At 64.3% G+C, this 23,806-nt stretch carries 17 protein-coding genes and 1 tRNA gene; 10 read left to right on the top strand and 8 right to left on the bottom strand.

The window, feature by feature from the left end:
* Window position 1: 1 nt before the first annotated feature.
* Window positions 2–2,689: a glycosyltransferase gene (locus tag AC6IY7_RS18500; protein WP_497780865.1), complete on the top strand. Its 2,688-nt coding sequence runs from the start codon at window positions 2–4 to the stop codon at window positions 2,687–2,689.
* 56 nt (window positions 2,690–2,745) lie between these two features.
* Here AC6IY7_RS18500 and AC6IY7_RS18505 read toward each other — a convergent pair whose 3' ends face one another.
* Window positions 2,746–3,741, bottom strand: coding sequence for a Tim44 domain-containing protein (locus tag AC6IY7_RS18505; RefSeq protein WP_497780867.1), 996 nt, complete (start codon window positions 3,739–3,741; stop codon window positions 2,746–2,748).
* 312 nt (window positions 3,742–4,053) lie between these two features.
* On the opposite strand from AC6IY7_RS18505, the gene AC6IY7_RS18510 reads away from it, so the two are divergent.
* Both AC6IY7_RS18510 and AC6IY7_RS18515 read left to right on the top strand, forming a co-directional pair.
* Window positions 4,054–4,563: a dihydrofolate reductase gene (locus tag AC6IY7_RS18510; RefSeq protein WP_497780868.1), complete on the top strand. Its 510-nt coding sequence runs from the start codon at window positions 4,054–4,056 to the stop codon at window positions 4,561–4,563.
* A gap of 92 nt (window positions 4,564–4,655) precedes the next feature.
* A tRNA-Pro gene (locus AC6IY7_RS18515) sits at window positions 4,656–4,732 on the top strand.
* Window positions 4,733–5,073: 341 nt separating this feature from the next.
* Here the strand turns inward: AC6IY7_RS18515 and AC6IY7_RS18520 are convergent.
* On the bottom strand, window positions 5,074–7,137 hold the full coding sequence (locus AC6IY7_RS18520; RefSeq protein WP_497780869.1) for an acyltransferase family protein: 2,064 nt from the start codon (window positions 7,135–7,137) through the stop codon (window positions 5,074–5,076).
* 220 nt (window positions 7,138–7,357) lie between these two features.
* Between AC6IY7_RS18520 and AC6IY7_RS18525 the strand changes: the two genes are divergently transcribed.
* Complete coding sequence (locus tag AC6IY7_RS18525; RefSeq protein ID WP_497780871.1) at window positions 7,358–10,633, top strand: CheR family methyltransferase; 3,276 nt, start codon at window positions 7,358–7,360, stop codon at window positions 10,631–10,633.
* Window positions 10,634–10,782: 149 nt separating this feature from the next.
* Here AC6IY7_RS18525 and AC6IY7_RS18530 read toward each other — a convergent pair whose 3' ends face one another.
* Window positions 10,783–11,601 carry a hypothetical protein gene (locus tag AC6IY7_RS18530; protein ID WP_497780872.1) on the bottom strand — a complete coding sequence of 273 codons (819 nt, stop codon included), beginning with the start codon at window positions 11,599–11,601 and terminating at the stop codon, window positions 10,783–10,785.
* A 193-nt stretch (window positions 11,602–11,794) separates the two neighbouring features.
* On the opposite strand from AC6IY7_RS18530, the gene AC6IY7_RS18535 reads away from it, so the two are divergent.
* The 6 genes from AC6IY7_RS18535 (at window position 11,795) to tolB (ending at window position 17,276) form a co-directional block, all read left to right on the top strand.
* The gene (locus tag AC6IY7_RS18535; protein ID WP_497780873.1) at window positions 11,795–12,667 is read left to right on the top strand and encodes a hypothetical protein; all 873 of its coding nucleotides are present in this window, start codon (window positions 11,795–11,797) and stop codon (window positions 12,665–12,667) included.
* A gap of 93 nt (window positions 12,668–12,760) precedes the next feature.
* Entirely contained in the window at window positions 12,761–13,183 is a 423-nt protein-coding gene (ybgC, locus tag AC6IY7_RS18540) for a tol-pal system-associated acyl-CoA thioesterase (protein ID WP_497780874.1), read from the top strand.
* A 256-nt stretch (window positions 13,184–13,439) separates the two neighbouring features.
* Complete coding sequence (gene tolQ, locus AC6IY7_RS18545; RefSeq protein ID WP_497780875.1) at window positions 13,440–14,177, top strand: protein TolQ; 738 nt, start codon at window positions 13,440–13,442, stop codon at window positions 14,175–14,177.
* Between the two features lie 16 nt (window positions 14,178–14,193).
* Window positions 14,194–14,643 (top strand): ExbD/TolR family protein, encoded by a 450-nt coding sequence (locus tag AC6IY7_RS18550; RefSeq protein ID WP_497780876.1) that lies wholly within the window; start codon window positions 14,194–14,196, stop codon window positions 14,641–14,643.
* 9 nt (window positions 14,644–14,652) lie between these two features.
* Window positions 14,653–15,909, top strand: coding sequence for a cell envelope integrity protein TolA (gene tolA, locus AC6IY7_RS18555; protein ID WP_497780877.1), 1,257 nt, complete (start codon window positions 14,653–14,655; stop codon window positions 15,907–15,909).
* Window positions 15,910–15,962: 53 nt separating this feature from the next.
* Window positions 15,963–17,276: a Tol-Pal system beta propeller repeat protein TolB gene (gene tolB, locus AC6IY7_RS18560; RefSeq protein WP_497780878.1), complete on the top strand. Its 1,314-nt coding sequence runs from the start codon at window positions 15,963–15,965 to the stop codon at window positions 17,274–17,276.
* 328 nt (window positions 17,277–17,604) lie between these two features.
* On the opposite strand, the gene AC6IY7_RS18565 is transcribed toward tolB, so the two are convergent.
* The 5 genes from AC6IY7_RS18565 to AC6IY7_RS18585 form a co-directional block, all read right to left on the bottom strand.
* The gene (locus tag AC6IY7_RS18565) at window positions 17,605–18,636 is read right to left on the bottom strand and encodes a 5-oxoprolinase subunit C family protein (protein ID WP_497780880.1); all 1,032 of its coding nucleotides are present in this window, start codon (window positions 18,634–18,636) and stop codon (window positions 17,605–17,607) included.
* The gene (locus AC6IY7_RS18570) at window positions 18,633–19,361 is read right to left on the bottom strand and encodes a 5-oxoprolinase subunit B family protein (protein ID WP_497780881.1); all 729 of its coding nucleotides are present in this window, start codon (window positions 19,359–19,361) and stop codon (window positions 18,633–18,635) included. The genes AC6IY7_RS18565 and AC6IY7_RS18570 overlap by 4 nt, the downstream gene beginning before the upstream one ends.
* Before the next feature lie 4 nt (window positions 19,362–19,365).
* On the bottom strand, window positions 19,366–20,133 hold the full coding sequence (locus AC6IY7_RS18575; protein WP_497780882.1) for a LamB/YcsF family protein: 768 nt from the start codon (window positions 20,131–20,133) through the stop codon (window positions 19,366–19,368).
* A 101-nt stretch (window positions 20,134–20,234) separates the two neighbouring features.
* Complete coding sequence (locus AC6IY7_RS18580; protein WP_497780883.1) at window positions 20,235–20,885, bottom strand: imm11 family protein; 651 nt, start codon at window positions 20,883–20,885, stop codon at window positions 20,235–20,237.
* Window positions 20,886–20,971: 86 nt separating this feature from the next.
* Window positions 20,972–23,710 (bottom strand): PAS domain-containing sensor histidine kinase, encoded by a 2,739-nt coding sequence (locus tag AC6IY7_RS18585; protein ID WP_497780884.1) that lies wholly within the window; start codon window positions 23,708–23,710, stop codon window positions 20,972–20,974.
* Between the last annotated feature and the right edge of the window lie 96 nt (window positions 23,711–23,806).

A 23,806-nucleotide genomic window follows, 5' to 3' on the forward strand; every position in this document is an offset into this window, starting at 1 on the left:
AATGGCAGATATTTTCCTTCGACGCAGCGATCCGGCGAACGCCGAAAGCGAAGCGCCGCTTTCCTCCGAGAACATGCGCGAGCCAGTGACCACCACGCCCGAGACGGCGCGGAAGGCGCGGCGCGTCTACCCGATCGTGGGCGTTGTCACGCCGGTCCGCAACCGACGCGAATGGACGCTCGGATTCGCACGGGGCATGCGCGAGCAGACCTATCCTTTCTTCCGGCTCTATATCGTCGATTCGGGTTCGACCGACGGCACGCCACAGGCGCTACGCGCGCTCGGCGCGAGCGAGATCGTCGTCATCGACGATCCAGGCTGGCACTATTGGACGGCGGCGACGAATTCCGGCGTGAAAGCGGCGCTCGAAGACGGTTGCGACTATATTCTTACGCTCAATGACGACGCCATACTGCCCGGCGATTTCATCGCCAACATCGTCGATAGCGCGCTCGATAGCAACGCGCCCATCGTCGGCGGCGTGATCTCCTACGCCAATGAGCCCGGCCGGCTCTGGGGCGTCGGCGCCTATAATAATTGGGAGAGCGGCGCCTTTGTGCAGACGGGCTTCGCGAATGTCTATGAGGATGCGCTCGACGCGAAGGAGCGGCGCGGCGTCGACATGATCGCGGTCGACTATTTGTGCGGCAATGGCACGCTCGTCCACAAATCCGTGTTCGAGAAAATCGGTCTCTATGAGCAGCGCAACGCGCCGCATTATCATGCGGACAGCGAATTCACCATGCGCGCAGAGAAGGCCGGCATAGAACGCCTGGTCGCTCTTCGCGCGAGGCTCTACAATCGCTTCACGCTCGACGCCGATGGCCCCTTCTCGAAGAAGAATATGAAATTCTTCTCGCTGCGCTCGGCCAATTTCGTGCGTCCGATACTGCACATTCTGAACGAGTATTGCCCGGCGGAGCGCCGCACGCGCGCATTCGTTTTCTATTATGGGCGGTATCTGTCGCTCTTCGACGCGCGCACGCGATCCAAGCTGCTGCGCGCCATAAAATTTATGACATTGTCTGGCGACGAGCGACGACGTTTCGTTCCGCGCCTCACGCCGCCTGTCGACCCCGCGTTTTTGGCCTGCGACGATCTCGACATTCTTCTGTCTCTGCCACTCGTCGAATTCATCCTGCTCGCCTACGCGTATCTGCTTCAGCGCGCCTGCGGCGACGATGAATTGCACAACTATGCGCAAGCGATCAGGAGCGGAAAGGCGCGAGAGGCCGTTATTCTGGAATTCACCGGCTCGGAGGAATATCGCAATCGGCAGGATCGTCCACTGCTCGCGGAGCTGGACATTGCGCTTTCCGCGCCATTCTTCGGCGGGACGCAGGTCGCCGCCGAGCGGGGCATGTCGGATTCGCAATTCGCGCTGGCCTGCCTGGTGGCGGCGCACAGGCGCACTCCCTCGCGCGACGAATTTTTCGAGGCGCGACGCCTCGTCGCATCGCAGGGACGCGCGGCCCTCGTCGACGAGTTGAGAGCGCATCGTTACGATGCGGATTCCCGAACCTTGCTCAGCTTGTCGGAAACAGTCGCAGGGCGCGCGGCGGCAACGCCCACTCGAGACGGCGCGGTCGTCGTCTATGTCAATGTCGACGTTCTCTGCATGGCGGTCGTCGACCCCAAGGCGCGGACAGGCGTTCATCGCTACGCGAAGAGCGTCGTGAACGAGCTGCTGCACGATTCCCGCGTGGAGTTGCGCGTCTTCTATTCACCGTCGCTGCGCCGCGAATGGAGCCGGCTGGTCGAAGCCGAGCCCGTCTGGCTCGAGCGCGAGGCGCGCGCCGAAGACGCCATTCCCGCGCGCGCCGTCGTGCTCCTCCCCTATTTTCCAGTGGAAGCCGCGCCGGCGCGCTACGCCGCCCTGCCGCAATGCATAATGGTGCATGATCTGTTTCCGCTGGAGCGGCCAGAGTGGTTCAGCGCGGAGGCCGTATCGGCATTCCAGCACCAACTGCGTCAACTGCTGACGGCGGATCATATCTTCTGCAATTCCCGCGCGACGCAGCGACAGCTGCTCGATGCGCTGCCAACGCTGCGGGCGTCGTCGTCCGTCGCTTATCTCGCAGCCGACGAGGGCGGCCGGAGCGGGCGCCGCGAGCTCGGCAAAATCGTCGATTTGCCGCGAAACGCGCGCTATTTTCTGTGCGTCGGCACGATCGAGCCGCGCAAGAACCTCCTCAACGCGATCGCCGCCTTCGCGCTGCTGGCGGACCAGCCTAAAATTCGCGATCTGCATATGCTGGTCGTCGGCCAGGAAGGATGGAAGGTCGACCTCGCCGAGCTCCAGCGGACCGCCGCCGATGCGATGAAACGGATTCACTTTCTCGGGCGCGTGCCGGACGAAGACCTCTGGACTCTCTATGAAGGGGCGATCTGCACCGTTTTTCCATCGCTCGCCGAGGGCTTTGGTCTGCCGATTCTCGAATCCTTCGCCTGCGGCGCGCCGGTCGTCACCTCGCGCGGATCGAGCACGGAGGAAATCGGCGGAGCCGCCGCGCTGCTGGTCGACCCACTGGACCCGTCCGAGATCGCCGCGGCGATTCTTCGCCTCGCCACCGATACGACGGAGCGCCGACGGCTGAAAGTGGAAGCCGTTCGCCGCGCGCAGGAATTCTCCTGGACGCGCTGCGCCGACGCCCATGTCGTGGAGTTCGAGCGCCTGACGGCGAAATGAAACGAAAAGCGCCCCTTCGAAAGGGGCGCTTCGCGTCGCGACAGTGGCGGCGAGGATCAGGCGGTCTGCTGGATGGCCGAGAGCTTCCAGGCCTGAGGCCCTTCCCCAGCGGGACGATGGAAGGTCCACACCTCGGTCGATTGGGTCGGCTGGGAGGCGTCGCCGGACACGACCTTGCCGGTCGCCCGATCGATGAAGAGATCGATCAGCGAGAAGCGCATGGCCACCGTCGCATATTCCTCCGAGCCCTCGCGCCAGGCCTCGGAGAGATCGCCTTGAAGCAGCTTCACCTCCGAGATGCGGTTGATGACGCCCTCGCGCGCATTGGCGCGAATATCGTCCGAGAAATAAGAGACCATCTCCGGCATCGCGAGCTCGTGCAGCCGGCCGATGTCCTCCTGGCTATACGCCGCCTGGGCGTCGCCGAGCACGCGCTCGAAGGCGCTGAAATCCTCCGGGCGCAGCGTCACGGGCTCATTGGCGGCATGGCGTGGCGGCGCAGCGGCGCCGAGACCCGCGCCGCCGCCGGTGAAGGCGAATCCCCCCGGACGGGATCCGGCTCCGGCGCCGCCCATGGCGCCGGCGAGACGACGGCCCGAGAACCATTGAAAGGCGAGCCACGCCAAGCCGCCGATGATCGCGATCTGGACCAGCAGGCCAATGATCGAGGCGAGGCCGCCGAGCCCGCCCATCAGGCCATTGCCGGAGAGGAGGCCGAACAGGCCGGCGCCGAGCAGGCCGCCGGCGAGGCCGCCGAGCAGGCCGCGACCAAAAGAGCCGCCGGCAGGAGCGGCGGCGGGAGCGGCGGCCGGACGCTGCGGCGCGGCGGGCTGCGCTTGCGGCGCGGGCTGCGGCGCGATGCTGCGCTCCATGGGCGCGGCCGGACGCGGCGCCGTCGTTGTCGCGGGCGGCGGCGTGAAGGTCCGCGAGCCACGGCTTCCCGAGCTCGCGCCGCCGCCCATTTTGGCCTCGGCGAGCGCCGGGGCGAAGGCGATGAGCAGGGCGAGCGCGAGCGCCGGCAGAGATTTGGAGTTCGATGTCCAAGTCGACATGACTATCCTCGAGTTCGCCCGAAGAAAGGAATCACTCGGGCGTGGTCTATATAGGAATGCTCCGACCTTGCGGCAAAGGGCCGCGCGGCGGGAAGGCGAGAACGGTTTCCGACGCCATTGGATCGAAAACAGTTCTAATTTTTCATTTAAATCGTTTCCAGCCGAAGTGGACGCCGGTTCGGCGTTGGAAACGCGTCAAAACAGAAGATAGCGTCTTTGCGTGTTTCACTGAAACACGCAAAGACGCTAGAGCGAAATCTCTCGAGCGAATCGGCTCGAGCGGAAAGCGCTGTCGAGGAGGCTCTGGAGCGCGTGAAGCCGAAACTGGTCTTCGTCGCCGCCGTGGCGCGCAATGGCGTCATCGGCGCAAAGGAGCGCACGCCGTGGCGGCTGAAGAGCGATCTCGCGCGCTTTCGCGCGCTGACCTGGGGTCGGCCGCTGCTGATGGGGCGGCGCACATTCGAATCGATCGGGCGCCCCCTGCCCGGCCGCGAAACCGTCGCTCTGTCGCGCGATCCGCAGTTTCGCCCCGAGGGCGCGCATCTCGCGCGCGACCTCGAGCAGGCGCTGGAGCTGGCGACGCGGCTCGCCGAAGCGATGAAATCGCCGGAGATCATCATCGCCGGCGGCGCGCAGATCTATTCCGCCTTTTTGCCGCGGGCGGATGTGATTCACCTCACCGAGGTCGCGCTGACGGTCGCTGGCGACGCGCTGTTTCCGGCGCTCGATCCCGAGCAATGGCGCGTCGCCGCGCGCGAAACGCCGCCGCGCACGGCCGAGGACGAGGCGGATTTCCAATATCTGCGGCTCGAACGCAAGTGAGAGACGATGATGCGCAAACAGCTGTTGCAGGTCGAGGAACCTGAAGCTATAAACCGCCTCGACCAGCGGCGACCGCTTCGCGGCCGCCATATCGGAGTGTAGCGCAGCCTGGTAGCGCACCTCGTTCGGGACGAGGGGGTCGGAGGTTCGAATCCTCTCACTCCGACCAACAAACACAGCAAGCGGTTGTTTTCGGGTTTTTGCCTGCGAACGATCGCGGTCATCCCACGAAATGCCGCCCCGAACAGCCCGTCCAGGCGGCGGCTCTTGCGCACTCGTGCTCAAGGCGCCTGATTTCCATGCGCTCGCCCTATCGAGCTGGAAGGCGAGATCGTCGCTGCGCCACGCCTGTCGAATACCCAGCCATTATGGACCCCGGCGCTGGCGTTAAAGGCGCTCACGCACCATGGAGGCGGAAGACCGCGACGCATGTCTCACGAGGGAAAAATCCGGGCCAGCCCTCGAACCTAAAGGCTACAGAAGAATATCTGAAGTTACCTTCGATATATTTTATCGTATTTGTTCATATTCTGAAATGTAATCAAGTCTGCCAGAAAATAGCGATGGAACAGCCAGTCTTATTCTCTCCTCGAGCGCAAATGACAGGCTGCGTGCAAACCGAACACTCAAATGCTCACTGTCAACATAAGCTATCATATTGTTTATAACTGCAGGACAGAAATCTGCAGTACAAATCATATTTGTCAAATCGATATAGAAAATGTTTTTCATGAGCGGACCAGCTGCTTTATCGATATCAATTTCTTGACTCATCGTCCTGAGCGCTCCACATCGCTCGAGCTCATTAGGATGTCGTAACGCGCAAAGCATTGTTGAATTACTTGTTACTGATATAATTGGCGTATCCCTGATCAGAATAACATAGTTCGCCACATCGGATAGTTTCCGAAAAGCCTGCGCATAGCCATCCGGGACGCTATCCCCTTCGTTGAACTCTCGGATCGCGGTCGCTGTCGTAAATACGACATTAGCGTTCAGCTCCCTCAGCTTATCGAACGCCTCTTTCACCCAACTCTCGCATTCATCGACCTTGGTCACTGCGCCAATACGGTTTACGAAAAGTCTCTGATACCCATTCAACCGGCAACCGCCTTTCGATAAAACCACGATGCGCAGAGGAATATGGCGCGCGATTTCCTGAAATGTCGGCAGCCATTGAAATATATGAGACGCTCCGAGGAGCACGACTGTCGTCGCGTTTTCTGCGGCGCTCTCGAATATGCACATTTTCAGCGTCGAATCGGTAGACATGCAATCTTTCTGATGGGGATATCCCAATCCGATTACGGATCGATCAAAACTAAGTGAGCCATATGTTATATTTATATCTTCAGTCTGCAACTCTTCCGTATAATTTCGTATGTACGGCACAAGCAACACCACTGCGGGAAACGCGATCGCGATAGAGGCGACAAAGGGAAAGATGAGCCTTTTTATGTCAGCGCGGCTAGAACCGATGACCTCGGTGTAAAGTCTTCGTAATGGCGTCTCCACGAGCGCCTTGGTCGCAAATGCCAACGCAACCGACAGCAAAACGATGCAAACACCTGTGGTTATGCTGACGATCCGACCCTGCGACGGCTCGATCGAAAGGATGAGAACCGGCCAGTGCCAGAGATAGACCCCGAACGCCAGCTCGGCGACTGGGATGAAGAGGGGCGTTTTTAAGAGACTTCCGACGTCACAGGCGGAAGGCTTAGATCCGCAGACGATGAGCAATGCCGCTCCAAAAACTGGAAGCACAGCTGCGAGACCAGGAAAATTCCAATTGCCGGGAATGATCACGCCCGTCAGGACGATCATCGAAAAGCCCAGCCAGGACAGTAGCGCTCTCAGTCGATCGTCGATTGTGGTTCTGCTGATGAGGCCAACGCAAAGGACGCCTGTCAGAAACTCCCACAATCTCGCCAATGGATGGAAATAGGCCGCGGCCGGCGCATTGCTCGTCGCATATAAGGCGTAGCCAAAAGAGAGGGCCATGAGACAGATGCAAAAGAAGAAAATGATTTTCGTTCGATGCTTTCCTCCGAGCGCAAATTTTCTCAGCAGCGCGGCTCCTGAAATAAATATCGGCAGAATGATATAGAATTGCACAAGCAGAGAAAGCGCCCAAAAGTGCTGGAATGGGCTCGGAACTCGATTCACGTCGTTGTAGTCGACACCAGATCTCATTAGCGCGATATTTTCAAACTGAAACAAAGCAGCAATTGCCTCGCGAGGGCCAAAAAGATAAAATATCTCTCTATTTGTCCAGTAGTCCCACAAAAGGGTAAGAAAGATTACGATAAACGCAGTCGGAAAGAGCGTCACGCTGACCCGACCCCAAAATCGCAGGGTCGATTTTATAGATCCGGCAAAGCTGTTTCGAAAAAAACTCTGTGTGGCGAGGAAAGCCGAAATGACGATAAAGACATCCACGCCGCCGGAAGGGCGTCCTACCCAAAGGTGAAAGGCAACGACGAGAACGACTCCAACTGCACGAAGACCCTGAATGTCGTTTCGGAAAACGGTCATAAAATTCGTATCCTGAACAAGATTTTTCAATGCCGCCATTCAACGGGATTCTCCACCAAATATTGTCGCCCGGCTTCGCCGAATGGGTTCGGGTGAAAGGATGCCATCAGCGGGTGGCCTCGACAATCGCGGGTCCCACGGATCAGCCGTCGCGGCAACCGCGTCTCGCAGCTCCCGCGCGAGCCATGCCCATCGCCCGTGAGGTGACATCAAAGACGCAGACGCGCATTATCTAAAAGAGACACCGAAGGCAGCGCCAATGAACCCGGACTCGTCGTTCCCCATCGTCGGCGTCGGCGCCTCCGCAGGCGGAATCCAAGCGCTGGAGAGCTTGTTCCGCGCCATGCCGGCGGATCCGGGCATGAGCTTCGTCGTCATCATGCATCTGGCGCCGGATCGAAAGAGCCTGCTCACCGACATATTGGCGCGCCACGCCAAATTGAGCGTCGAGGTCGCCCGCGACGGACAGCAGCTCGAAAAAGACAAGATCTATGTCATTCCGCCGGCCGCGATTCTGACGATCGCCGCAGGGCGGCTTCGGCTGATCGCGACGGACGCCGCCCATCACGAACGATCGCCGATCGACATTTTCTTCAGCGCGCTCGCGCGCGACCGCGGCGAATATGCGGTCGGAGTCGTGCTGTCGGGCAGCGGCAGCGACGGCGTTCTCGGCATCAAAGCGATCAAAGAGCACGGCGGCGTGACCCTGGCGCAGGCGACCGATGAATCGGGTCCGGGCTTCGGGGGAATGCCGGGCAGCGCCATCGCCAGCGGGCTCGTCGATTTCGCGGTTCCCGTCGATACGATGGCGACGAAGCTCATCGAGATCATGCGCGATATAGCGGAGCCGGAGGATGTCGCCTCGGATGCGCGAATGAACGAGGACGATGGCGTCGTCCTCGACGCGCGCCAGGCCATTTATGCGATTCTGCGCGATCACGCGGGGCATGACTTCAGCGGATATAAGACGAAGACATTCATGCGCCGGGTCCGTCGCCGCATGCAAATCCAGAAATGCGAGACGATCACGGACTATGTGGAGCGCCTGCGTCAGCTTCCCGGCGAGGCGACGGCGCTCTTTCGCGACCTGCTGATCAATGTCACGAGCTTTTTTCGCGATACGGACGCCTTCGGCGCGCTCGAGAAAAGCGTCGTCCCCCGGCTGTTCGAGGGGAAAGGAGCGGCCGACTCGGTGCGAGTCTGGATTCCGGGTTGTTCCACGGGCGAAGAAGTCTATTCGATCGCGATCATTCTGCGCGAACATATGGACGGGCTGAGGGCCGCGCCGCGCGTGACGATTTTCGCGACGGATATAGACGAGGCGGCTCTGACGATCGCGCGCGCCGCCCGCTATCCCGCTACGCTGATGGACGGCGTTTCGGAGGAACGACGCCGACGCTTCTTCACCGCCGAGTCCGGCGGCTATGTTCTCGTCAAAACGGTTCGCGACCTTTGCGTCTTCTCTCCCCACAGCATCCTGCGCGATCCGCCTTTCTCGCATATGGACCTCGTCTCGTGTCGCAATCTATTGATCTATCTGGGATCCGACGCGCAGAGGCAGGTCATTCCCATCTTTCACTATTCGCTGCGAGCCGGCGGGTTTCTCTTTCTCGGCATGTCGGAGAGCGTCGGCCAATTCGCCGAGCTGTTCACGCTGCTCGACAAGAAACATTGCCTGTTCGAGGCTCGCGACTCCGGCCGGCGCGTACGCATGCCGCCTTTCATGGCGAGCTTGCACAGCATTCCATTCTCCGCTCACGCGTCCGCCAAGACGAGTTCCGGATCCGTGTCGCAACTGCGGCGGGCGGTGGAAGCGCGGATCGCCGAACGATTCGCGCCACCCCATGTCGTCGTGACCGAAGACGGCGACATCGTTCATTTTTCCGCCCGAACCGGCAAATATCTCGAAGCGCCGCCCGGCGCTCCCGATCGTCAGCTCTTCGCTATGGCGCGCAAGGGGCTGCGTCTCGATTTGCGCGCCGTGCTGCATGAGGCGATCGAGATGCGCCGGATCGCGACGCGCCAGAATGTGAAGGTCGAGACCGATGACACCGGCGCGGAGCTGGTTTCGCTGACAGCGGAGCCTCTGCCGGACCGGGATGGCGGCCAGTCGCTTTTCTTGATTCTGTTCCAAGGAAGGGAGGCTTCGACAGCCGACGCGGCCCAGCCGCTCCCGGGCGAACGCGAGTCGACGAGCGATACGGCGCGGCTGGAAAGCGAATTGTTCGAGACCCGCGAGCGATTGCAGGCGACGATCGAGGAATATGAGACCGCTCTCGAGGAGCTGAAATCAGCGAATGAAGAGCTCATCTCGCTGAACGAGGAGACGCAATCCACCAATGAGGAGCTCGAATCCTCCAAAGAGGAGTTGCAATCGCTCAACGAGGAGATGCGGACCGTCAATCATGAGCTGGAGAGCAAGATCGACGATCTGGATCGCGCCAACAGCGATCTGAGGAATGTGTTCGCGAGCACGCGGATCGCGACGATCTTCATGGATCACAATCTCGTCATCCGCAGCTTCACCCCGACCGCGTCGCAAATCTTCAATATCATCCCCTCCGACGCCGGACGACCGCTGACCGACCTCGCCGCCAAGCTCGATTATCCGGATTTGACCGCCGATCTTCGCAAGGTCCTGGAAAGCGGGGCCTCGATCGAGCGGCGCGTGCACGAGAACGACGCCGACGCGCCCTATTATCTCGCCCGCCTCACTGCCTATCACGGCGCCTCCCGACAGATCGACGGCGTCGTGGCGACCTTCATCGATGTGACCGGCTCGACGCGCACCGAGGAGCAGGTGCAGAAGCTGCAAGCCGACCGTCTGAACTCGATGAAGGAGATGGGCACCGGCCTCGCGCATGAGATCAATCAGCCTCTCACGGCGGCCGCGACCTATCTCCACGCGGCGCAGCGGTCGTTGAAGCTCCCGTCGAAGCAGCGACCGGCCAGCATCGAAAGCATTTTGGGAAGCGCTGTCGAGCAAGTGCTGTGGGCGGCGCGGGTGGTCGATCACCTGCGTGAGTTCGTCTCCCGCGACGAGCCGAAGAAAACCTATGAGAGCGTGCACAAATTGATCGAGGAGGCCTATGAGCTCACTCTCCCGACCGCGAAACAGGCGGGCGTCCATGCGATATTTCATTTGAATGCGAAGGACGATCGCGCGCTGGTGGACGAGGTCCAGATCAAGCAGGCCCTGATCAATCTGATGCGGAACGCCATCGATGCGATGCGCGCCTCGGACAGGCGCGAGCTGACGGTGTCGACGGCCTCGGCCGAGACGGACATGATTCGGATCGACGTCGCCGATTCCGGTCCCGGCGTGCCGATGAAGGTCAAAGCCAAGCTGTTCGAGCCCTTCGTCACGACGAAGACGCGCGGCATAGGCGTCGGATTGTCGATATCGCGCTCGATCGTCGAAGCGCATTACGGAAAGATATGGACCGAATCCAATCCGGAAGGCGGAGCGATCTTCAGCTTCACATTGCCTCTCGCGAGAGCGGATCGCGATTCGATGACCGACGCTCCGGGCTGAGGCCGCCAATTCTCGGCCCAAAGACGCTCGAAAGCGGCGTGGAAGGCTGCGCCTGCCTCCCGGCGGCGCAAGATATCGGTCGATCGCAGCATCCCGCGCCTTCAGCCACGCCACGAACGTCGCCGCCGAATATCGCCGCCTGGCGCGCGTCAGCGCGAGCCGATCGAAACGGGGGTCCATCCCCCTGTCTCCATCTCCACGGCGAAAGAGACGCCGCGCGCGATGAGCTTGTCGCGCTCGCCGACGCCGACGACGGGCGCGCGCTCGGAGGTCGCGATCTCGGCGATCGGCGCGCCGGGCAGCGCCATCTGCTCGGGACGCGCCAGCCCGCTGATCCGCCCGGCGACCGGCGCGCGAACCGGCTCCTCGCCGAGAAAGCCCAAAATTTCCGCGGCCTCGACGCGATCGCCTATGCTCTTGCGCGACGCGAAACCGCCCTCGGCGGAGGCGATCACATCCCAATAGTCGAGCGCGAGACGATCGGCGCCGCGGCGGCGCGGCGGCGCATCGCCCGCGCGCAGCACTGCGCCAGGATCGAGCCCATCCGTCGCGATCACCAGATCGCAATCGGTTCCGGCCACAAAGCCCGAGCCGACGCCGATCGTCAGCTCGGCCAGATTGGCGAGCGAGCGAGCCGGCCGCCCGTCATGGTCCGGCGCGGCGATGATGACGTCCCAGGGCCAGCGCTCCACGACCTCCTCCAGAGGCCGCAGCAACAGTGGAAGAAATTGCCGGGTCTGCATACCGCAGAGAAATTCTGTCGGCCGATCGGCCCGGCGCGCCTCGACGCCGCCCAGAGTGGCGATGCCGTCGTACCAGGCGTCCGCATAGCACATGCGCCGCCGCAAAGAGCGCGGCGGCCGCTCCTGATGGAGAACGGTGGCATAGCCTTCGCCGATCAGCCGCCTGGCCACGGCCGAGGCCCTTTCTCCGACGCCGCACACGAGAACGCATTGCTCTTTGTTCATCGACAGGCCTTCACCATTATCCCGCCCGCTGGCTCCCTGATTATGTATCTGTATTACATATTGCAGCGCAGCGTAACCGCCGAAATCCGACTTTCCGCCGCGATCCGCGCCGCCTGCTGGCGCGCGGACGAAAAGTGCCATAGCATGAGCGGCAGATCGCTTTTCATAAAAAATTGTCGCTGCGGATGCTCCCATGGGCGGAAAGCTTGTCCAAGAAATAGTGGCGTTCTTGAGCGCCGGAACTCCCTTCGCGATAGAGTCGTTCGTCGGACTTATCGCCGCGCCGGTCATCGCCCTGCTGGTCTGCGCGATTTTCGTCGTGACCATCGGCTATTGCTTTAAATCTCTTGAAAAAAATCCGGTCATCTACACTGGCGGATTGCTGTTCTCGCTCGGCGCCGGATGGCTGGTCGTCTACGAATTCTGCCACTGCGTGCCGCACCCGAGAGACGTCTATCTCGATATTGTGAAATCAGCGCCGAGCTGCGGGACGGGACTCCATTACGACGAGACGACAAAGCAGTGCATTTCCAGTCTGAGCCCTCCCCCCAATTCTGATCGCGGCGCGACGACGCTCGGATCGTCTTCGACGCCCGGCTGCCCGGCAGCCACTCATTACGACTTCATCGCCCGGCGCTGCCTATCCAATGCTCCGTCGAAGGTAGCCGACTACTTGAAAATAGGATCGCTGAACGAATGTTTGCAGAGTGCTCAGTGCCTCCTGAACGTCGGAAACGGCTCGGTCTCGAGCGCGTGGCTCCTGGCGCAGCCGAACTGCGAGCCCGGCAAGCACTATACACTTCAGGAACATCGATGCGTGGCCAACGAGCCGCCCTCGCCGTCGACGGATATCAGCCCTCAGCCGTCCGACTCGGCGAACAAAAGCATGGAAACGCCCAGCGAGCGCATGCTCAGGAACATCACGACACGAGAAACACTCTTGAACGCCACATGCGGCCCGAACCAGCATCGGGACCTGAAAACCCTCCTCTGCTCGGATAACGCCGCACCGGCCCCACCGTCTCCCACGGCTTCCGGCCGAGCGCCGCCAGGGAGCACGCCCTGACGAGCGGGGCGGCGGCGACCCTGCTTTCGGCTAGCTCTTGTCGTATAGTGACGACATGATCCCCTCGCCTCTTCCGCCGACGCCGTCGACCAAATGACCGCACCGCACCATCTCACCCTCCGCGTCTATTACGAGGACACGGATTTTTCCGGCCTCGTCTATCACGCCTCCTATCTGCGCTTCATGGAGCGCGGCCGCACCGAGCTGTTGCGCGATCTCGGCCTCGGCCAGCGCGAGCTGCTTCAGCGCGAAGGCGGCGGCCTGTTCTTCGTCGTGCGCGCGATGACGATCGACTTCCGAAAGCCCGCGCAAATGGACGATTCTCTCACTGTGGAGACGATCGTCCGCGAGGTGTCCGGCGCCTCCTTCGATCTCGACCAGCGCATTCTGCGCGGCGAGGAGCCGCTGGTTTCCGCGCAAGTGAAGATCGCCGCGGTGGAAGCCGGCCGGCCGCGCCGCCTGCCGGCGGAGGTGCGGGAGAAATTCGCCTCCGTCGCCTGTCCCCGAGGCGCTTGACCTTTACGGTCCCTTAAGCCTTCCGCTCATATTTCTGGTTGTGCGGCGCATCCAGGACAAAATCTCGGCGGATTCGCGCTCCATACCGCTCTGGCTCCGCAGCCTTCGGCTCGGCGCTGCGGGAGCGAGCGCGACCTGATTTTTCTTGACGCCGCCCGGTCCACGGGCAGGAGCCGACGATTCCGCCGCGATCGATCCAGTTTCGCCGCCGCCACAGTTCGCCGCCCCGACCCCGCGACTTCCGAGGACGACTTTCATGAATCCAGCCGAAATCGCCGCCCCGCTCTCCGGCGCCGCCGCCGAGGTCACCATCTGGGGCATGTTCTGGGGCGCGCATATCGTCGTGAAGCTGGTGATGGTCGGCCTGCTGCTGGCCTCGGTCTGGTGCTGGGCGATCATCGTCAACAAAGTGCTGCTGTTCTCGCGCACGCGCCGCGCCATGGATCGCTTCGAGGAAGTGTTCTGGTCCGGCTCCTCGCTCGAGGATCTCTACGCCAAGCTGCAGGAGCGCCCGGCCGCCGGCATGGGCAGCCTGTTCATCGCCGCCATGCGCGAATGGAAACGCTCGTTCCAGAACGCCGGCGCCTCCTTCATGGGCCTGCAGGCGCGCATCGACAAAGTGCTGGACGTCTCCATCGCCCGCGAGGTCGAGAAGCTCGAATCCAATCTCCTGGTGTTGGCGACAGTCGCCTCGGCCGGCCCCTTCGTCGGACTGTTCGGCACGGTCTGGGGCATAATGACCTCCTTCCGCTCCATCGCCGCCTCCAAGAACACCTCGCTCGCCGTCGTCGCGCCAGGCATAGCGGAGGCGCTGCTCGCCACCGCCATCGGCCTTTTCGCCGCCATTCCGGCGCTGGTCGCCTATAACAAGCTGCAAGGCGACGTCGCCCGCACCCAGGCGCGGCTCGAGAGCTTCGCCGACGAATTCTCCGCCATTCTGTCGCGCCAGATCGATCAGCACGCCGGCCAGTCCGGCCGCGATCGCGCGGCCTGAAGCGGGAGAAACGCAAATGGGCGCCTCGGTCGCCGCAGGACGCAAGGGCTCTGGACGCCGCCGGCGCGGGACGCCGCGCTATGGCGCCATGGCCGAGATCAATATGACGCCCTTCATCGACGTCATGCTGGTGCTGCTGATCATCTTCATGGTGGCGGCGCCCCTGCTCGCGACCGGCGTCGCCGTCGATCTGCCGCAGACCAAGGCCGGCCCGCTCAACATCGATCAGAAACCCTTGTCCATCGCCATAGACGACAAGGGACAGATCTTTCTGATGGATCAGCCGCTGGAGATCGGCCAGCTGCTCGATCGACTGAAGGAGACGGCCAAATCGGGCTTCGACGAACGCATCTATATGCGCGCCTCCAAGACGGTGAATTACGGCCGCGTCGCCGAGATCATGTCGATGGTGACGAGCGCCGGGTACAAGAAGGTCGCTCTGGTGACCGAAGTGGACAAGAAGTGAGGGGAAGAGTTGAAGCCCTCGCGTTCCGAACCAGGCCTCGTCATTTCGGCGGCCGTCCATGCCGGCCTGCTGCTGGCGACGCTATTCGCTTTTTCGGACACGAAGAAATTCGATGACGCGCAGGAGACTGTGCCTGTCGACATCGTCACCGATGCGCAAATCAATCAGGTGATGAAGGGCGAGAAGGCCGCCAAGGAGATCAAGCCCGTCCAGCGCGCCGACAAGATCGCCGAGCAGCACGAGACGAAGCCGCTGCCGCCGCTCGCCGAGGCCAAGAAGGATGTCGCCGCCCCGCCGCCGCCGATGAAGCCGAGGCTCGAGGAGCCGGAGGACAAGCCCGAGGCCCCGCCGCCGCCCAAGCGCGTCGCCACCCTACCACCGACCCCGGAGCCGCCCCTCCGCCCGACGCCACCCAAAGCCGAGCCCGCCAAAGCCGAGCCCGCCAAAGCCGAACCGCCGAAACCCGAACGCGCCAAGCCCGCGCCGACGCCGCCCGAGCGCGAGGAGCCGGAAGAGGCGGAAGTGGTGAAGCCTAAGCCCCCTGTGCGTCCGAAGCCCGAGAAGGAGGCGAAGGAGACGCCGCAGCCTCCCGAGAAGCCGAAGCCCAAGGAAGAGCCGAAGCTCAAGGAAGAGACCAAAAAGGAAGAGGCCAAGCCGAAGGAGACGGCGAAGCCGAAGGAGCCCGCCAAGCAATTGAAGGTCGATGAAGTGGCCAAGCTCCTCGAGAAGAAGAAGGCCGCCGAAAAGGGTGCGCCGAGCGCGTCCGACGAGAAGAAGACATCCGACAAGCCGCCGGCCAAGCCGAAATCCGGCGACGAGACCGCGCCCAAGTCGAAATTCGACGCCGCCAATATCGCCAATCTCTTGAGCCACGAGGCGCCGCAACGCCGCGCCGCGACCGGCGCCGATCTGACCAAGACCGCCTCGCTCGGCGCGCCGACGGCGAGCGCGCCGCGCATGTCGCCGACGATCCAGGCGCAGATCGACGCCTATACGGTCGATCACTATCGCCGCTGCTGGCAGGCGGCGCTATCGATCAATGCGCAGAGCTATGTGCCGCGCGTGGAATTCCGCCTGACGCGGGAGGGCGCGCTCGAGGGCGCGCCGCGCCTGCTCAATCCCTCCTCCGATCCCGTCGAGCACAGCCGCGGCGAGCAGGCGCTCGGCGCCGTGCGCCGTTGCAGCCCCATGCCGATTCCGGCCGCCTTCGCGCCCTTTTACGATTATTGGCGCGTCACGGAATTGGACATGAGGGAAGATATGTAGCGGCGTCTCGCTCCACGCCTCCGAAATTCGAAAACGCCCAGGACCCGCCTCTCATGACGTTTCACATCACCCGCCGCACGGCCGCCCATCTTCTCGCCGGCGCGGCTTTCTCCCCGCTCCTCGCCGCGCCGGCGCGCGCGGCGCGCGTGCTCGATCTGCGCGCGGGCGGCGGCTTTCAGCCGGTCTCCGTGGCGGTCACGAATTTCTCCGGCGACGAGGCGGCGCGCACGGTGACGAGCGTCATCGTCAATAATTTCAAGCGCTCCGTCTTTCTGCGTCCCATCGAGCCCGGCGGCTTCCCCGAGCCGGCCGGCTCCGAGGCCGCGCCAAATCTCGATCTCTTCCGCACGGTCAATGCGCAATATGTGGTGACCGGCCGCTCGCAGCGCGGCCCGGACGGGCGCCTCAAGACCGAGTTCCGCCTCTTCGACGTCTCGACCGGCGAGCAGGCCGCGGGCCAGCAATATGTGACCGATTCCGCCAATATGCGCCGCGTCGCCCATCTCGTCTCGGACGCAGTGTTCACGCGCATCACCGGCGAGAAAGGCTTTTTCGACACGCGCGTCGTCTTCGTCGACGAGAGCGGGCCGAAGGAGCACCGCCGCAAGCGCCTCGCCATAATGGATCAGGACGGCGCCAATGTGCGTTTTCTGACCCGCGGCGAGGAGTTGGTGGTCACGCCGCGCTTCTCGCCCTCCTCGCAGGACGTCACCTATATGTCCTTCGGCTCCGCCGATCCGAAGGTGCTGCTGCTCAACATAGAAAGTGGCCAACGCGAGGTGGTCGGCAATTTTCCGGGCATGACCTTCTCGCCGCGCTTCTCGCCGGACGGCCAGAAAATCGTGATGTCGCTCTCGCAGGGCGCCGCCACCAATCTCTACGCCATGGATCTGCGCTCGCGCACGACCACGCGGCTCACCGACACCAACGCCATCGACACATCGCCCTCCTATTCGCCGAGCGGCGGCGAGATCGTCTTCGAATCCGATCGCGGCGGCTCGCAGCAGATCTATGTCATGGGCGCGAGCGGCGGCGGCGCGCGGCGCATCTCCTTCGGCCAAGGTCGCTATTCGACGCCGGTGTGGTCGCCCAAGGGCGATTACATCGCCTTCACCAAGCAATCCTCCGGCTCCTTCGGCATAGGCGTGATGAAGCCGGACGGCTCCGGCGAGCGCATCCTGACCGAGGGTTTTCACAATGAGGGACCGACCTTCGCGCCCAACGGCCTGTTCCTGATGTTCTTCCGCGATCCGGGCGGCGGCTCGGGCGCGAAGATTTTCATGGTCGATATTTTCGGCCGCTCGGAATTCCCCGTGCCGACGCCGTCTTACGCCTCTGATCCGTCTTGGGGACCGTTGCAGGAGTAGCGCTGGACAGGCCCCCTCCCCGGCCCTCCCCCGCTATGCGGTATCGAAATGCACGCATCCTCCTCGCCCCCGCGACGTCCTGGCCGGGCTTGTCCCGGCCATCCACGCCAACACGCCGAGGCGTCTTAAGAAGTTTGGCGTGACGCCGAAGCTCGCGCGGAGCCCGACATAGGATGAAATCCGTCGATGGCGGGCGCTTTCCTTTGGTTCCTCAGCTGCTTGGCGTGGATGGCCGGGACAAGCCCGGCCAGGACGGCCGCAGCGTCTCACAATGGGTGAATCTGATAGCGCGCAGCGGGGAAGGGTACGCGAGGGGGCGCTCGGCTCCCTACTCCCTTTCCAAAGACCCATAAGCATCGGCGACGCCGCCGATCAAATTGGCGGACAGCAGCAATTCCGTCGAAATCTCCCCGCCGATCGGACGTAACCGCACGCCAGCGCCGATCGCCTCGCTCAGTGCGCGCCGCGCCGCGACCGCCGCCTCGATGGAAACCGAGGCAAAGGAAAAGGCCTCCCCCGGCCGTCTCTGCGCGAGGCGGCCGACATCGGCGCCGATGACATTGGCGATCTTCGGATAGCCGCCGGTCGGCTGGCGATCGGCCATCAGCACGAGCGGCGAACCATCGCCCGGAACCTGTATTGCTCCGAGCGCCACCCCATCCGAGACGATGTCATGGCCCTTCGCATGGGTGAGGCGCGGACCCTCCAGCCGATAGGCCATGCGGTCGCTGCGCGGCGAGACCCGCCAACGCGCCGACAGAAACGCGTCGATCGCCTCTCGCGTGAAATAATCGGCCTGCGGGCCGAGCAGCGCGCGGATCGGCTCCTCGCCGGAGGCGAGCCAGGGCGCCTCGAGCGTCAGCAACTCCCGTGGCGGCGATGCGAGATCCGCGAGCGGTAGACCATCGCCGGCGCGCAATCCCCGCCCCTCGAGCCCACCCATCCGCGAACGCGTATGGGTGGAGAGCGAGCCCAGCGCCAGCGGCAGATCGATGCGCCCCGCAATGGCGACATAGCACCAGGCGCCGCCCCTCCCCGCGCGAATGGAGAGACGCGCGCCCGGCTCCAGCGAGAGAGCGCAAGCGGAGGGAAGAGCCACGCCGTCGAGACGAATGTCGAACGCGCCCCCGGCGATGGCGAGGCCGATGGTCTCGCCGTCCACCATGAGCTCCAAGCCGCCGAGCGAGACCTCGATCGCCGCAGCGCCCTCGCCGGCTCCCGCCGCGAGATTGGCGGCGGCGAATGCCCCCGCATCCATCGGCCCGGCCGGCGTCACGCCGAAGCGCAGACTGCCTCGACGGCCAGCGTCTTGCAGAGTGACGCCGGGCCCGGCCGCGCCGATGACCAGCCGCGCGCTCATGACGCCGTCTCGCGCCGCGCAATAATTTCACCGTGCGCGCTTCGCTCCTCGAGCGCGCGAAATGTCGGCTCGTCGATCGGCTCGAAGCGCAGCGCGTCGCCGGCCTCGATGAAAAAGGACGGATCGCGCTCCAGCGCGAAGAGCCGCTCCGGCGTGCGGCCGAGGACATACCAGCCGGTCGGCATGGGGTCGGCGCCGATCAGCGAGAGGCCGCCGCCGATGAGCACGGCGCCCCGCGGCGTCGGCCCGCGCGGCGCGGAACGGCGCGGAACGGCGAGCGCTTCCGGCAGACCGCCGAGATAGCACCAGCCCGGCGCGAAGCCGTACATATAGGCGCGATATTCCGCGCCCGCATGAAGCGCGACGACGCGCTCGGGCGAAAGGGAAAGTGCGTCACCCGCAGCCGCGAGATCCTCGCCATGCGGCGGCGCGTAGCAGCAGGGAATGATCCAGCGGACGCTCGGCGCAACGCTCTGCTGAGCCGCGCTCTCCAGCGCCTCCACATGAGCGACGAGCGCGGCGCGCTCCAGCGCCAGCGGATCGTAATGGATCATCAGCGAGCGATAGGTCGGAACCGTCTCGACGAGTCCCGCGAGCGGCGCGGCGCGCAGGGCGGCGTCCAGCGCCAGCACCTCCGCGTTGATCGCAGGATCGACGCTGTCGCCGAATTCGACGACGAGCGCCGCCTCGCCGGCGTCGAGACAGCGCGGCGCGGCGTAGCGCATCGCCTCACGCCTCCGATGGCGCGAAGGGCAGCAGATGATAGCCCGCGCGCTCCAGCGCCGTGCGCAGGCGCCGCGTCATATCGACGGCGCGCGCCGTGTCGCCATGGACGCAGATCGAGTCGATCGGCGTCGGCAGACGCTTACCGCTTTCGGTGACGATCGCCCGCTCCTCGAGCATCGCCAGCGCGCGCGCGGCGGCCCAATCGGGATCTTCTATGACGGCGCCCTTCTGGCTGCGCGGCTTCAGCCGTCCGTCGTCGAGATAGGCGCGATCGGCGAAGACCTCATGGGCGATGAGCGCGCCGACATGCTCGGCGGCCGCCACCTGCTCGCTGCGCGCGATGGCGAGCAGAGTGAGGCCGGCGTCGACGGCGTGCGTCGCCCGCGCCACGGCGAGCGCGATCTCCGGCTCGACTTCGGCGACATTGGCGAGCGCGCCATGGCATTTCACATAAGTGAGGCGATGGCCGCTATAGATCGCGAGCGCCTGCGCCGCGCCGATCTGATAGGCGACGAGGCGCTCGACCTCGGCGGCCGAATAGGGAATGCGCCTCCGGCCGAAGCCGGCGAGATCGGGAAAGGACACATGCGCGCCAATGGCGACGCCGCGCGCCTTCGCCAGCGCGAAGCAGCGCGCCATTATGTCCGGATCGCCGGCATGGTAGCCGCAGGCGACATTGGCGGAGGTCACGAGGTCGAGCATGGCCTCGTCGTCGCCCATGCGCCAGGCTCCGAATCCTTCTCCGAGATCGGCGTTGAGATCGACAGTCACACTTCTCTCCTCCTGTCGAACGACTTATATAGCGTGCCGGAATTCGAAAGAAGACGCCGCCAATTCATCGCTATTCGTATTTTCGACCGGTCGGCGGCGAATTAGCGATTTTCCACGTCACCAAACCTTATGCCCTTGAGGCCCGCCGCCTTGCAGGCGTCCTTCATCGTCTGGTCGCAATAAACGCACCTTGCCATTTCGACGACGTGGAACAGATGGGCCGAACCGACAACCTCCGGCCTGAACCGCAGCTTTGTTGCCGATGTCACCACATAGGCAATTGATCCATTAGGGTTTTTCCGAGTGAGGAGGCATTCGGTCGCATCGAGGTCGACCGAATCGAGAAATGCGCGCGTGACCGTACAGAGCCAGCGTTCGGGGCCAGGCTCGCCCGACGGCAGCACGCTCTCGCAAACGCGAAAATCGCATGCCTCTGGATCGGTCCCTTCCAGCGCCGCTTTCATAGCCGCAGATACAACCCAAAAACCGTCGATGTTCTCCAAATCCCGCGGAGGGCGCCCGAGCTTCTTGTCGAACAGAAAGCGCGGCGTCTCGACAAAGTCCGGAAACCGCCAGGGGCCTGCATTCCGCGATGCGCTGACGCCTTTCGGCCATGCAGGATGTGGCCACAGTCCTTTGTGGTCTTTCTGCAGAGTATCGTAATTCAGCAGCTCGAACCCAGGCGAGCCGCCGCGGACGAAATCCGCGTCCACGTCATAGTAGGAAGGGATGCTTTTTCTTTTCGACGTCATCCGCCACGCCTTTTATAGCTCGCGGGTCGGACTCCGAGCTGAGCAGCCTCGCAAAGCGCGTCGACCTGCCCCGGCGCCGCACCCACTCATTCCGCCGCGAGCACCTGCGGCGGCGGAAAGGCGACCTCGATCAACGTCCCTTGGTTCTTGCGGCTCTTGATCGAGAAGGAGGCGCGATTGGCCTCGATCAGCGCCTTGGTCACCGGCAGACCGAGGCCCGTGCCGCCGCGCGACGAGCCGATCTGACGGAAGGGCTCGAGCGCCGTCTCGATCTCGCTTTCCGACATGCCGATCCCTGTGTCCTTCACGCGGATCACCACATATCCGGCGTCGGTCAAGGCGCTCGACACGATCACCTGTCCGCCGGCCTCGTTGAACTTCACCGCATTGGACAGGAGGTTGAGCAATATCTGCCGCAGCGACCTGCCGTCGGCAAGGATGCGCGGCAAGCGCGGCCATAGCGACAGGCGAATCACCACACGGCTACGGTTGGCCTGCGGCTGCATGATCGACACGCATTCGGAGATGACGGCGTTGGCGTCTATGCGCTCGACATCGAGCTCGAACTTGCCCGCCTCGATCTTCGAAAGATCGAGCAGATCATTGACGAGGCTCAGCACATGCGCGCCCGAGGTGTGGATGTCCTTGAGATATTCCTTGTAGCGCTCATTGCCCAGCGGGCCGAAGCGCTCCTCCATCATCACCTCGGCGAAGCCGATGATGGCGTTGAGCGGCGTGCGGATCTCATGGCTGACCTTGGCCAGAAAATCGGTCTTGGCGGCGCTGGCGCGCTCGGCCTCGCTACGGGCGGCCTCCAGCTCGTCGTCCGAGCTGCGGCGGCGGACGACATGCAGAATGACGCAACGCCTCTGCTCGGGAGGCGGCCCCAGCGGCGCGAGCGTCAGCTGCACCGGGAGCAATTGGCCCTTGCGCATGCGCGTCTGCACCTGAAGCCCCTCCCCCGTCGTCTCGCGTCCCGGCGGACGGCGGAGAAAATCGGCGACCGCGCCCTGATCGGCGTCGCAGAACAGCGAGGCGAGGCCGGAGCCGAGCAATGTGCGCGCCTCGCCGCCGACGAGGCGGACCAGAGCCGCGTTGACGCTGCGCAACCTGCCGTCCGCATCGACGACGGCGACGGCGTCGCTCATCGCATCGAGCACGGCGCGCAGCTCCTCCGCCTCGTGGCGGCGCGCCTCCAGCTCCTTGCGCAATGCGCCGGCGCGCGCGGCCTCCGGCGCGATCGTCGCCGCACGGGCGCCGCGCAAAGTGACCAGCGTCGCCGGGACGCAATCCCATTCGATCGGCTCGAGGCGCGCATTGGCCTCGAGCGGCTCGCCGTCGCAATCTACGACCTCGACGACGCCGCCCGCGGTTCCGTCCATCGCCGTCGGCGGGCGGCGGCCTGAAAAGAGCCGCGTCGCGCCGCCTTCGGCTGCGAGGGCGGCGGCGTCGGCATAGCCGAGATAGTCGAGCAGCGTGCGATTGGCGTAGAGGACGTCCGCCCCACGCGCGACCATCACGCCGATGGGCAGGCGGTCGAGCAGCGCGGCGGCGCGCGAGAGATCGCCGGGGAAGGCGACATTCTCATTTGACGGCGCGGGCTCGTCGGCGCGCGCAGGCTCGGACTCCGCCGGCGCCGCGGCGGCTTGTCCCGTCGCCTGCTCGATCGTCTCGAACAGATCGCGCACCGAGCCCTTGGCCGGCTTTTGCGCCACGGTGGCGAGCGCGCGCGCGATCTCGTCGAAGGCGGTGCGCTCGCTCGGCGACAGCGCCTCGCCGATGGAGGCGGCGGCCTCCTCCAGCCGCGGAACCGGCCGCAGCGGCACGACCTTGGCGCCGCCGGCGATCACGGGCGCGGGCTCCGCCTCGGCGGGCGACTCGGCGACCGGCGAATCGGCGACCGGGGGCTCGATCACCGCGAGCGGCGTGGCCTGCGTCGGCACCTCGGATGTGGGCTCCTCGGATGTGGGCTCCGGCGCGGCGCTGCGCAGCCGGTCGACATGCAGCACGCCATAGCCCTGATAGCCGCCGAAACCGCGCGCGTCGTCGAAAACGGGCAGAGCGCCGAGCGTCACCGGAATCCGAGCCGAGCCGCCCTCGAGCGGCCAGTCGAGCTCTACCCCGCTCCAGGAGCGGCGCGAGGCGAAAGCCGCGGCGAGACGATCGTCGGGCGCGAGTCGCAGCCGGCTCGCCAGCTCGAGAAACAGGCGCCCGGCGATGTCGCCATTCGCCCGCCCGACGACATCGGCGAGCGCAGAGGTGACGTCGAGGACGCGTCCCTCGGCGTCGGCGCGCCACAGGAAACGCTCCGGCCGCGCGCGGGCGGCCGGCGGCGCCGGCTCGGGAGGCTCGGCAGCAGCGATCGGCTCGGGAACAGCGAGAATTGGCTCAACGACGACGGCCGGGGCCGGCAAGCTCTCGGACGCGGCCGAGCGCATGCCGAGCATGGCCACGAGAAAGAGAGGCTGCGCGTCCAGCTCGCCGGCCAATGTGCGGCACAGCACCGTCGCCGTCTGCGCTATGGGGCCGAAGGAGAAGCGCAGCCGCTCGAGCCGCGGCGCCGCCGCATGGCTGCGCGCGCCGGCGAGCTCGCGGAGCCGGCGCGCGCCTTGCTCCTCTCCGCGGAACAGACGCTCGCCGAGCGCGGCGAGATCGCCGCCGAACACGGCGATGGCGGATTCATTGGCGTGAACGACCGAGAGCGGCTCGCCCGCGGCGGCGACGATCGGCGCGCCAGACGCCTCTAGCGCGGCAAAGGCCGGATCGGCGCTGATCTGCGCGGCGACCGTCTCGCTCTCGATCCCCAGCCTGTCGTGCTCGTTCATATCGACAGCGCCTCTTCGGACGCGACAAGCGCCGAGAGACCGGCGCGGAACAAAAGCGGCGCGGAACGCGCGACGCGGCCGATCGAAGGTGAAGGA

The organism is Methylosinus sp. is20ea (genome assembly GCF_059718135.1).

What these genes read in the sequence shown, in the direction of transcription:
- AC6IY7_RS18500 (WP_497780865.1), top strand. Translation starts at nt 2, where the DNA reads ATGGCAGATATTTTCCTTCGACGCAGCGATCCGGCGAACGCCGAAAGC.
- AC6IY7_RS18505 (WP_497780867.1), bottom strand. Translation starts at nt 3,741, where the DNA reads ATGTCGACTTGGACATCGAACTCCAAATCTCTGCCGGCGCTCGCGCTC.
- AC6IY7_RS18520 (WP_497780869.1), bottom strand. Translation starts at nt 7,137, where the DNA reads ATGGCGGCATTGAAAAATCTTGTTCAGGATACGAATTTTATGACCGTT.
- AC6IY7_RS18525 (WP_497780871.1), top strand. Translation starts at nt 7,358, where the DNA reads ATGAACCCGGACTCGTCGTTCCCCATCGTCGGCGTCGGCGCCTCCGCA.
- AC6IY7_RS18530 (WP_497780872.1), bottom strand. Translation starts at nt 11,601, where the DNA reads ATGAACAAAGAGCAATGCGTTCTCGTGTGCGGCGTCGGAGAAAGGGCC.
- AC6IY7_RS18535 (WP_497780873.1), top strand. Translation starts at nt 11,795, where the DNA reads ATGGGCGGAAAGCTTGTCCAAGAAATAGTGGCGTTCTTGAGCGCCGGA.
- ybgC (WP_497780874.1), top strand. Translation starts at nt 12,761, where the DNA reads ATGACCGCACCGCACCATCTCACCCTCCGCGTCTATTACGAGGACACG.
- tolQ (WP_497780875.1), top strand. Translation starts at nt 13,440, where the DNA reads ATGAATCCAGCCGAAATCGCCGCCCCGCTCTCCGGCGCCGCCGCCGAG.
- AC6IY7_RS18550 (WP_497780876.1), top strand. Translation starts at nt 14,194, where the DNA reads ATGGGCGCCTCGGTCGCCGCAGGACGCAAGGGCTCTGGACGCCGCCGG.
- tolB (WP_497780878.1), top strand. Translation starts at nt 15,963, where the DNA reads ATGACGTTTCACATCACCCGCCGCACGGCCGCCCATCTTCTCGCCGGC.
- AC6IY7_RS18565 (WP_497780880.1), bottom strand. Translation starts at nt 18,636, where the DNA reads ATGAGCGCGCGGCTGGTCATCGGCGCGGCCGGGCCCGGCGTCACTCTG.
- AC6IY7_RS18570 (WP_497780881.1), bottom strand. Translation starts at nt 19,361, where the DNA reads ATGCGCTACGCCGCGCCGCGCTGTCTCGACGCCGGCGAGGCGGCGCTC.
- AC6IY7_RS18580 (WP_497780883.1), bottom strand. Translation starts at nt 20,885, where the DNA reads ATGACGTCGAAAAGAAAAAGCATCCCTTCCTACTATGACGTGGACGCG.
- AC6IY7_RS18585 (WP_497780884.1), bottom strand. Translation starts at nt 23,710, where the DNA reads ATGAACGAGCACGACAGGCTGGGGATCGAGAGCGAGACGGTCGCCGCG.